Source organism: Streptomyces beigongshangae (genome assembly GCF_019710745.1).
In the GTDB taxonomy this organism is placed as follows: domain Bacteria; phylum Actinomycetota; class Actinomycetes; order Streptomycetales; family Streptomycetaceae; genus Streptomyces; species Streptomyces beigongshangae.
The window spans coordinates 22,531-32,130 of record NZ_JAHKJW010000074.1 but is presented as its reverse complement, the minus strand read 5'-3'; the positions used below and the strand labels follow the sequence as shown (position 1 = coordinate 32,130).

Annotated in this window: 12 protein-coding genes and 1 pseudogene; 8 read left to right on the top strand and 5 right to left on the bottom strand. The window is 71.0% G+C overall.

Annotated features, from left to right (window positions below; genetic code table 11):
- Positions 1-190: 190 nt before the first annotated feature.
- Positions 191-736 (bottom strand): DUF4232 domain-containing protein, encoded by a 546-nt coding sequence (locus KM933_RS34480; protein WP_221360009.1) that lies wholly within the window; start codon positions 734-736, stop codon positions 191-193.
- Between the two features lie 261 nt (positions 737-997).
- Here KM933_RS34480 and KM933_RS34475 point away from each other — a divergent pair, with 261 nt between their 5' ends.
- A complete protein-coding gene (locus KM933_RS34475) occupies positions 998-1,468 on the top strand; it encodes a hypothetical protein (RefSeq protein WP_221360007.1) in 471 nt (156 codons plus the stop codon).
- Here KM933_RS34475 and KM933_RS34470 read toward each other — a convergent pair.
- The 3 genes from KM933_RS34470 to rpmB all read right to left on the bottom strand — a co-directional run bounded on the left by KM933_RS34470 (position 1,446) and on the right by rpmB (position 2,611).
- Positions 1,446-1,970: a hypothetical protein gene (locus KM933_RS34470; RefSeq protein WP_308013642.1), complete on the bottom strand. Its 525-nt coding sequence runs from the start codon at positions 1,968-1,970 to the stop codon at positions 1,446-1,448. The genes KM933_RS34475 and KM933_RS34470 overlap by 23 nt on opposite strands.
- Before the next feature lie 99 nt (positions 1,971-2,069).
- Complete coding sequence (gene rpsN, locus KM933_RS34465; protein ID WP_221360005.1) at positions 2,070-2,375, bottom strand: 30S ribosomal protein S14; 306 nt, start codon at positions 2,373-2,375, stop codon at positions 2,070-2,072.
- Positions 2,375-2,611: a 50S ribosomal protein L28 gene (gene rpmB / locus KM933_RS34460; RefSeq protein ID WP_221360003.1), complete on the bottom strand. Its 237-nt coding sequence runs from the start codon at positions 2,609-2,611 to the stop codon at positions 2,375-2,377. Before rpmB ends, rpsN begins: the two co-directional genes overlap by 1 nt.
- 75 nt (positions 2,612-2,686) lie before the next feature.
- Here rpmB and rpmG point away from each other — a divergent pair, with 75 nt between their 5' ends.
- The 4 genes and pseudogenes from rpmG (at position 2,687) to KM933_RS34440 (ending at position 5,364) form a co-directional block, all read left to right on the top strand.
- The gene (rpmG, locus tag KM933_RS34455; RefSeq protein WP_221360002.1) at positions 2,687-2,851 is read left to right on the top strand and encodes a 50S ribosomal protein L33; all 165 of its coding nucleotides are present in this window, start codon (positions 2,687-2,689) and stop codon (positions 2,849-2,851) included.
- A 5-nt stretch (positions 2,852-2,856) separates the two neighbouring features.
- Positions 2,857-3,099: pseudogene (locus KM933_RS34450) on the top strand (type B 50S ribosomal protein L31); the annotation flags it as partial.
- Positions 3,100-3,233: 134 nt separating this feature from the next.
- Positions 3,234-4,484: a GTP-binding protein gene (locus KM933_RS34445; protein ID WP_221360000.1), complete on the top strand. Its 1,251-nt coding sequence runs from the start codon at positions 3,234-3,236 to the stop codon at positions 4,482-4,484.
- A gap of 661 nt (positions 4,485-5,145) precedes the next feature.
- Positions 5,146-5,364 carry a DUF397 domain-containing protein gene (locus KM933_RS34440; protein ID WP_151477816.1) on the top strand — a complete coding sequence of 73 codons (219 nt, stop codon included), beginning with the start codon at positions 5,146-5,148 and terminating at the stop codon, positions 5,362-5,364.
- Positions 5,365-5,595: 231 nt separating this feature from the next.
- Here KM933_RS34440 and KM933_RS34435 read toward each other — a convergent pair whose 3' ends face one another.
- Entirely contained in the window at positions 5,596-6,072 is a 477-nt protein-coding gene (locus KM933_RS34435; protein ID WP_260334593.1) for an ATP-binding protein, read from the bottom strand.
- 365 nt (positions 6,073-6,437) lie between these two features.
- On the opposite strand from KM933_RS34435, the gene KM933_RS34430 reads away from it, so the two are divergent.
- The 3 genes from KM933_RS34430 to KM933_RS34420 all read left to right on the top strand — a co-directional run bounded on the left by KM933_RS34430 (position 6,438) and on the right by KM933_RS34420 (position 9,563).
- Entirely contained in the window at positions 6,438-7,262 is an 825-nt protein-coding gene (locus tag KM933_RS34430; RefSeq protein WP_221360017.1) for a helix-turn-helix domain-containing protein, read from the top strand.
- Positions 7,263-7,342: 80 nt separating this feature from the next.
- Positions 7,343-8,803 (top strand): aldehyde dehydrogenase family protein, encoded by a 1,461-nt coding sequence (locus KM933_RS34425; RefSeq protein ID WP_221359996.1) that lies wholly within the window; start codon positions 7,343-7,345, stop codon positions 8,801-8,803.
- Between the two features lie 118 nt (positions 8,804-8,921).
- Positions 8,922-9,563, top strand: coding sequence for a PadR family transcriptional regulator (locus tag KM933_RS34420; RefSeq protein ID WP_221359986.1), 642 nt, complete (start codon positions 8,922-8,924; stop codon positions 9,561-9,563).
- Positions 9,564-9,600 lie beyond the last annotated feature (37 nt).

Below are 9,600 nucleotides of genomic sequence, written 5' to 3'. Positions count from 1 at the left end.
GCCCGTCCCCGCCGTGCGCCTGTGCCCGTCCCCGCCGTGCGCCTGTGCCCGTCCCCGTGCGCCTACGCCCGCCCCTGTCCGCCTAAGCCCGTCCGCCCGCTTGCTCGCAGGCCGCCGCCGGGCCCCGCACCTGCCCGTACTCGTCGGTACTCGTCGTACCCGTCGGTACTCGTCCGTGCGGGGGCCGGCCTCAGTCCCCGGCCCGCTGCAGCGCGGTCACCGATGCGTCCGGCTCGGCTTGGCCCTGCAGGGCCACCTCGCCGTACTTCCACGGGAAGCTCAGTTCGGCGTCCGTGCCGGGCAGGGCGAACTTCACCGTCCTCACGGCCGCGCTCTTCGTCGCGTCACCGGCCGGCCCGCGTACGTACGTGATCGTGAAGCTGAACGTCTCGTCCTGCTTCACCGTCAGCCTCCCCGGTTCCGCGGCCTCCTCCGGAGCGACGGACAGGCTGGTGGCACCGGCGTCCAGGGCGACGGAGGGGAAGCCCTCCAGCGTGCAGTCCGCTCCGGAGCCGTTCGTGAGGGTGACGGAGACGGTACCGGTGTCGCCCGCCGCCGGGGCCTCGCTGGCGACGACCTCCTGGCCGAGCTTGTCGGCCGCGCAGGCGGTCGTGGCGCCGCTCTTCCTGTCGCCCGCCTCTTTCCTGTCACCGCCGTCACCGTCGTCGCCGCAGGCGGTCAGGGTCAGGGCGAGCGTCGCCGCGAGGGCGGTGACGGTGATCGGCAGGGTGCGCATGGTTTCCTCTGGCCTCTGGGTCGTGTTGTCACATGGTCTGACTGGCGAATTGGCGTACTGATGGACTGGCGGATCGGCGGACTGGTGAATCACCGAGCCGCTGGACCGAGTCGGCCGAGCCGAGCCGAGCCGAGCTGATCCGAGCCGAGCCATGCCGTGCCGTGCCGTAGATCATCATGCGGTTCCGCGGGCCCGGATTCCACCGCCGGTCGAACCCTCACACGTCCCGGCCCGGATGTCCCACCCGCCCGATCCCCTCCCGTGCGCTGGCGCGGCGAGCCGGCGACGAGCGCTGAGGGACACCGCGCGCCCGGGGCTCACCGTGGAGAGGACGCGGCTCGAACGGAGGCCCACCTCCCGGACCGCGGCGCGGCTCCGGTCCCGGCGGCGGGTCTCGCGGAGGCCCTGCGCGAGGCCACGCGGCGGGGCGCCCGGGCCGCGCGCGAGCGCCGGGTTCCGGACCGGGACGCCGTACGGTCCGCGCTGGAGGAGTGGCCGGAGACCGCCGCTCCCGCTTCCGGTACGGCCGGGTCCGCCGCTCCCGACGACGACACGTTCGTACGGGACGCCGCCCGCCTCGTCCTCGACGCCCTCGCCGAGCTGTCCGAGGCGCTCGACACCGCCGTACCGCCCATGGCGCTCGACGGGACGGCGCCGCTCGACGGGACGACGGGGGCTGCGGGAACGGTCCCGGACGAGCCCGGCGGGGTCAGGAACCCAGGCTCGCCGTAGGCAGTCCGGGCGGCAGGCCGTTGCCCTCGGACCTGGTGTACGTCTCCTCGCCGAAGCCGTCCCAGGTGACCTTCAGCGTGCCGGAGCCGACCGAGTCCACCGTGCCGTTCGCGCGGTCCCTGTTCCCGTCGGTGCACTTCAGGCTGATCCTCTGCCGACCCGAGGTCTCGCCGGCCGTGCCGCTGCACACGGACCCGCCCGTCGAGAACAGTCCGGCCTCGTCGCCGGTGACGACCAGGACCACGGCCTTGCCGTCCTCGGTGGTCAGCCAGTTGCCCTCCAGCCGGCCCGCCTCGTCCGTACCGGTGCCGGAGCCGCCGCCGGTGTCCGCGGTGGCGGTGGGAGCGGCGCTCGTCCTCGGGGACGGGGTCCTGTCCCCGTCCCCGTCGCTGTCCCCGTCCCCATCACCGCCGCAGCCCGTCGCCGTCAGGACGAGCACGGCCGTCATCGCCGCCGCGGCCGTGATCCGCGTCCGCTTGTGCGGGAAGGTCGCCGAAGTCACTGGAGCCCCCAAACGCCTGGGTCCGGTCGGACGGATCCCCGGTGCCGGACGGATTCCCGGTACCGGACGGATCCCCGGCACCGGGACGGTCGCAGCAAGCTACCAGCTGGACTTCCGCACCCCCGGCAGGAACCCCGCGTGCGCCTGTTCGCGCACGTTCACGCGGGAGAGGCCGAACGTCCGCAGATACCCCCGCGGACGCCCGTCCACGCTGTCCCGGTTGCGTACCCGCGTGGCACTGGCGTCCCGCGGCTGCCGTTCCAGCTCCCGCCGTGCGGCGAGCCGTTCGGCGTCCGTCGAGGAGGGGCGGCGGATGATCTCCTTCAGCTCGGCCCGCCGCTCCGCGTGACGGGCGACGAGCTCGCGGCGCCCCTCGTTCTTCGCGATCTTGCTCTTCTTCGCCATCAGACCCTCACCCCGCGGGCCCGGATCCGGGACACGGCGGCCTCGACGCCGATGACGTCGACCGTCCTGATGCCCTTGGTGCTCAGCTTCAGCCGCACGTACCGGCCCTCGCTCGGCAGCCAGTAGCGCTTGCTCTGGATGTTCGGGTCGAAACGGCGCGACGTGCGCCGGTGCGAGTGGGAGATGGAGTTGCCGAAGCCCGGCCGGGCCCCGGTCAGCATGCAGTGCGCGGACATGGTGGGTGACGTACCTCTCTGGGTTCGCTGTCTTCCTGCTATTGGTAATGGGATTCGTTTTCATATACTAGCCGTATGGCACGCAACGAACTCCGCCCGGTCATCAAACTCAGGTCCACGGCCGGGACCGGCTACACGTACGTCACCCGCAAGAACCGCCGCAACGACCCCGACCGGATCGTCCTGCGCAAGTACGACCCGATCGCAGGCCGGCACGTCGACTTCCGAGAGGAGCGCTGAGCGCCATGCGCGAGGGAATCCACCCGGCGTACGGACCGGTCGTCTTCCGGGACCGGGCCGCGAACCACGCCTTCCTGACCGGCTCGACCATGACGAGCGAGAAGACGATCGAGTGGGAGGACGGCAACACGTACCCGGTCGTCGACGTCGAGATCTCGAACGTGAGCCATCCCTTCTACACGGGAACGGCCCGCGTGATGGACACGGCCGGCCGCGTCGAGCGTTTCGAACGCCGTTTCGGCAGGCGTGCCGGCGCCGGGAGCGGCGGGCGCACCGACGCCGGGAGCGACAGGCGCACAGACGCCGGGAGCGACAGGCGTGACGCGGGTGACGGCGACGGGCGCGGCACGGGTGACGGCGGCGACGAGAGCGGAGGACGCTGATGCTGTCCGTCGCCGTCGTCGGCGGGCTGCACGCCGACGCCCGCAGGCAGGCGGTGGACCGGCTGCTCGCCGACGTACCGCACGCCGTGGCGCTGCACCACGACCTCTCGACGGCCGAGCGGGGCACGGTGGTCCGCACCGTCCGCGACCGTACCGGCGTCCTCTCGGCCGGTGAGACGCCGCTGGTCGACGACTGCGCGTGCTGCGCCCTGCGCGAGGACCTGGTCCCCGAGCTGGAGCGGCTCGCGGCGGACGGGCTGACCCGCCTCGCGGTCGTCGAGCTCTGGGACTCGGTCGAGCCGAAGGCGATGGCCGAGGTGGTCGCGCGCGCCGGACTCCGTCTCACCGGTGTCGTCACGGCGGTCGATCCCGCGCTGGTGCTCCCGTACCTCGGCAACGGCGACGACCTCGCCGACGTGGGCCTCGCCGCGGCCGCGACCGATCGGCGCACCGTCGCCGACACCTTCGCCCGCCAGCTGGAGTACGCGCCGGTCCTCGCCCTCGCCGCCTCGGAGGAGGCCGACGACGAGGACCGCGCCCTGCTGGCCCAACTCCACCCGACCGCCCGCCACGTACGGATTTCGGCCACGGCGGACGCGGCACCTGCCGGAACCGGCACCTCCGAAACCGCAGCCCCCGAAATCGTCACCTCCGGAACCGCCACCTCCGAAACGGCAGCCTCCGCAACCGGCTCCGGGGTCGCGGCCGCGCGTTCCGCCCTCGCGGACGCCGCCCTCGCCGGCTTCGACATGGAGGCCGCCGCCGCGGCCCAGCACCCCGCTTGCGCGCTGCTGCCCGCCGAGGCGGACGACTGCGGGGTCGCCACGCTCGTGTGGCACCGGCGCCGGCCGTTCCACCCGGAGCGGCTGTACGCCGCGCTGGAGGACCTGACCTGCGCGGCGGTGCGGAGTCGCGGCCGGTTCTGGCTCGCGGACAGGCCCGACACCCTGCTGCACTGGGACGCGGCCGGCGGCGCCCTGTGCGTGGAGAGCGCCGGGCCGTGGCTGGCGTCCCTGCCCGACGCGGCCTGGGACATGGTCGCGCCGGTGCGCCGGGCCGCCGCCGCGCTCGACTGGCACCCCGAGCACGGCGACCGCTGCCAGCACCTCGTCTTCACCTCCCCGGGCCTGGACCGCGACGGGCTCGAACTCCTCCTGGAGTCGTGCCTGCTGACCGACGCGGAGTACGCCGCGGGGCGCGCCGCCTGGCAGCGGTTGCCGCCCGCCTTCGACACCCTCCTGGAGGTCTGACCCACGGGCCTCCCGGGGAGGTCCGTGTCCGGCCGCTGGAGGATTCGCAGTCGCAGGGTCACCCGGGTGTCCGCGCGGCGGCAGCGTCGGCCGGTCCGTGCGATCGGGGGCGCCCGTGAGACGGTCCCGCTGCCGTACGCGTCGCGTCAGGAGCGGTGGCGGCGGGCCGTCCCGCCGGGCCGTCGTGTCTCCCGGCATTCACCGGGTCTCCACGTTCTCCGAGGTCCTGGAGGTCCCAGAGGTTTCAGAGGTTCTTCGCAGCCCCGTGGGCACCGATGTCCCCGACGGCCCCGTCCTGCCCGTTCATTCGTCGGGCGGGTCGGGGCCGTTGTGGAACACGAAGGGCCCGGCGTGCGTCTCTTCCCTTGGCGGGACGCGGAGTTGGAACGATTCGGGCTTCGCAACCGTCAAAGGTGTAACCAGGAGACCACCCCCCGTGCACGTGCATATGCCCATGCATCTGCATGTGAAGACAGCTATGATCCGGGCAGTTGTCCACTGCATCAATGGCAACGGCAACAACAGCTACAACGGCGACAACAGCAGTGATGGCAACAACGGCAGTAACCGCAGTAACCGCAACAACAGCGACAGCAGTAGCAGCGACAGACGCCAATGCACCATCGGGGAGCGACCTGTGGACCACGACGTGTACAACGGCATGGCTGCCACGGAGCTGCGCGGCGCGGCCTGGCAGAAGAGCAGACACAGCAACTCGCAGGGCTCATGCGTGGAGTTCGCCCGGCTGCCCGGCGGTGAGGTCGCGGTGCGCAACTCGCGCTTCCCCGACGGACCGGCCCTCGTCTACACGCGCGCGGAGATCGAGGCCATGCTCCTGGGCATCAAGGACGGCGAGTTCGACCACCTGATAGCGGGCTGACGGCCGCACCCGGCAGGTCGTGCACGCCCGGCGGGCCGTACGCACCCAGCAGGCCGTACACGCCCGGACGGGACGCGCTCACCCGGACGGGACGCGTTCACGGTGCCCGGAACGTCCCGCGGACCCGAGCGGTTCGGACGTCCCGGCCGGCCGGAGAACGCGTAATGGACATAACGCGCATGGCGGACGTAACGCGCGTAGAGCCGCGGCGTGAAAAAGCACCGCGGTCCCTCACGTCGGGGACCCCAGCCGGAACAGCGCCCAGACGACCTTGCCGTCGAGCGTGCCGGCCATCGGGTGCCAGCCCCAGCCGTCGGCGAAGGACTCGACCAGGAACAGGCCGCGCCCCGACTCCGCCGCGCAGTCGTCGGAGTCGCCCGCGACCGGGCTGTCGTGGCTGGGGTCGCGCACCGCGCACACGACTCTCCCGGTCCACCGCATCAGGTGCAGTCGCACGGGCGGGTCCTGGCGGGGTGTGCGGGGGGTGTCCGCGGGCAGCGCGTGCCGCAGGGCGTTGGTGACGAGCTCCGAGACCACCAGGCAGACGTCGTCGAAGCGGTTGCCGACCTCCCACTGCTCCAGCGTCCGGCGGGTGAACTGCCGTGCGTCGCGCACCGCTTCGTAGCGGGGCGGGAGGGCGCAGGAGGCCGCGTCGGACACGGCCGCCGGGTCCAGTGGCGGAAGCCCCTGCCTCAACGGTTCGAGCATGGTCGATCCATTCGTCCCCATGCGAGGCACTCCCGGGGTTCGCGGTCGTTGCGATGCAGCGGTGGCGCGAGACCATCGTTCCGAATGCGTTCGGCAGATGCAAGGGCAGATGCACGTGCACGTGCCCGAAATCGACCTTCCCGTGCCCCTTCTTGGTCATTTTTTCCGTCACCTCCGCGCCACTTTTCTGGGTCTGGCTTGTCTTCTCCTTGTCGTTTTCTGCCTTTCCTCTCTGAAAGCTTGCCGTTTCTGTAACTGAACGAGTACTGCTTGAAGTGTTTTAGTGGCAGACTGCGGCCCTTGAGAACAGGTTGGGGAGGCTGGCGAACGTGAGCGCGCAGGAGTCGGGATCGGTGGTGCGACGCATGCTGCTCGGCTCGCAACTGAGGCGACTGCGTGAGTCGCGCGGGATCACCCGGGAGAAGGCCGGTTACTCGATCCGCGCCTCCGAATCGAAGATCAGCCGTATGGAGTTGGGCCGGGTGAGCTTCAAGACGAGGGACGTCGAGGATCTGCTGACGCTCTACGGGATCGCCGACGAGGCGGAGCGCAAGTCGCTGCTCTCGCTCGCCAAGGAGGCGAACGTCGCGGGCTGGTGGCACAGCTACTCCGACGTGCTGCCCAGCTGGTTCCCGACCTACGTCGGCCTGGAGGGCGCCGCCGCCCTGATCCGCTCCTACGAGGTGCAGTTCGTGCACGGCCTGCTGCAGACCGAGGCGTACGCGCACGCGGTGGTCTCGCGCGGTATGAGGGGGGCGAGCGCGGCCGACATCGAGCGGCGCGTGGCCCTGCGGCTGGAGCGCCAGAAGTACCTCGTGTCGAGGAGCGCGCCCGAGTTCCACATCGTGCTGGACGAGGCCGCGCTGCGGCGGCCGTACGGCGACCGGGGTGTGATGCGCGGCCAGCTCCAGCACCTCATCGACATCTCCGAGCGCCCCAACGTGCGTCTCCAGGTCATGCCGTTCAGCTTCGGCGGGCACGCGGGGGAGAGCGGGTCCTTCACGATGCTGAGCTTCCCCGAGTCCGATCTGTCCGACGTGGTCTACCTGGAGCAGCTCACCAGTGCGCTGTATCTGGACAAGCGCGAGGACGTCGCCCAGTACGAGAAGGCGATGAAGGAGCTGCAGCAGGACAGTCCGGGTCCCGACGAGAGTCGCGATTTGCTCAGAGGACTGCTCCAACTCTCCTGAAACACCCGTACGATGACATGTGATCAGACCGTGAAGACGACCGGGCTGTTGCCTTCGGCTGCAAGGGATTGAGGGATCGCATGTCGTCCTGCTTCACCGACCTGGCCCAGCAGTACATCGACGGCCGCTGGCGTCCCGGTACCGGCTCCTGGGACATCATCGACTTCAACCCGTACGACGGCGAGAAGCTGGCCTCGATCACGATAGCCACGGTCGACGAGGTGGACGAGGCGTACCGGGCCGCCGCCCGCGCGCAGGAGGACTGGGCGGCGACGAACCCGTACGCGCGCCGGGCCGTGTTCGAGAGGGCCCTGCACCTCGTCGAGGAGCGCGAGCAGGAGATCACCGAGGCGATCGTCGCGGAGCTCGGCGGCACGCACCTCAAGGCCGGCTTCGAACTGCACCTCGCCAAGGAGTTCCTGCGCGAGTCGGTCAACCTCGCGCTGCGGCCCCAGGGCAGGATCATCCCCTCGCCGGTCGACGGCAAGGAGAACCGCCTCTACCTCGTCCCGGTCGGCGTCGTCGGTGTGATCAGCCCCTTCAACTTCCCGTTCCTGCTGTCGCTGAAGTCCGTGGCGCCCGCCCTGGCCCTCGGCAACGCCGTGGTCCTCAAGCCGCACCAGAACACCCCGATCGTGGGCGGCGCCCTGATCGCGAAGATCTTCGAGGACGCGGGCCTGCCGGCCGGTCTGCTCAACGTCGTGATCACCGACATCGCGGAGATAGGCGACGCCTTCATCGAGCACCCGGTGCCGAAGGTCATCTCCTTCACCGGCTCCGACCGGGTGGGCCGCCATGTCGCGACCGTCTGCGCCGCGCAGTTCAAGCGCTCGATCCTCGAACTGGGCGGCAACAGCGCGCTGGTGGTCCTGGACGACGCGGACGTCGACTACGCCGTGGACGCCGCCGTCTTCAGCCGGTACGTCCACCAGGGCCAGGTCTGCATGGCCGCGAACCGCATCCTGGTGGACCGCTCGGTCGAGGCCGGGTTCACCGAGAAGTTCGTCGCCAAGGTGCGGACGCTGAAGGTCGGCGACCCGAGCGACCCCGAGACGGTCATCGGCCCGCTCATCAACTCCTCGCAGGCGGACGCCGTCTCCGGTGTCGTCGCCCAGGCGATAGACGAGGGCGCCACCGCGCTCGTGCACGGCTCCGCCACCGGCAACCTCGTCGAGCCGTCCGTCCTGACCGGCCTGCCCGCCGGCTCGGACCTCCTCCGGCAGGAGATCTTCGGCCCCGTCGCGCTGCTCGTCCCGTTCGACGGCGAGGAGGAGGCGGTACGGATCGTCAACGACACCCCGTACGGGCTGAGCGGTGCCGTGCACACCGCCGACGTCGAGCGCGGTGTCGCCTTCGCCCGGCGGATCGACACGGGCATGTTCCACGTGAACGACGGCACCGTGCACGACGAGCCGCCGGTCGCCTTCGGCGGGGAGAAGTCCTCGGGTATCGGCCGCCTCAACGGCGAGGCCACGGTCGAGGCGTTCACCACCCAGAAGTGGATCTCGGTCCAGCACGGCCGCAGCCGCTTCCCGTTCTAGCCGGCGTTCCCCCCGGCCCTCTCGCCGGGGCCCGCCGTGCCGGGGCCCGCCGTGCCGGGGCCCGCCGTGCCGAGGCCCGCCACGCCGGGCGTGGCGGGGTGCGTCCTACGCTTGCCGCATGTCAGCGATCCGCCTCCTCGTCCTCGGCGCCGTGCGCCAGCACGGCCGGGCCCACGGCTACCAGGTGCGCAACGACCTGGAGTACTGGGGCGCCCACGAGTGGTCCAACGCCAAGCCGGGGTCGATCTACCACGCGCTCAAGCAGATGGCGAAACAGGGACTGCTGATCGCCCACGAGATCGCGCCCTCCACGGCCGGGGGCCCGCCGCGCACGGAGTACGAGATCACCGCGAAGGGCACGGAGGAATTCCTCGCCCTCCTGCGCGAGTCCCTGACCTCGTACGACCAGAAGCCCGACATCCTCTCCGCGGCGCTCGGCTTCGTGGTGGACCTCGACCGCGCGGAAGTGCTCGAACTCCTGGAGGAGCGGGTGCGGGTCATCGAGCAGTGGCGTACCGCCGTCACCGAGCACTACGTGCCGGAGGACGGCCCCGAACAACTCGGCCACATCGGCGAGATCATGAACTTCTGGGTCCACTCCGCCGACAGCGGGGCCGAGTGGACCCGCGGCCTGATCCGGCGGATCAAGGACGGCGCGTACAGCTTCGCGGGCGAGGGGGAGCCGTTCGTGGGCGTGCTGGCCGAGGGTGAGGAGAACCCGTACGCCACCGGGGAGACGCATCCGGAGGATGCCAAGTAATCAAGTTTGACTAAAGCCCTCCGCGGGCATACCCTCC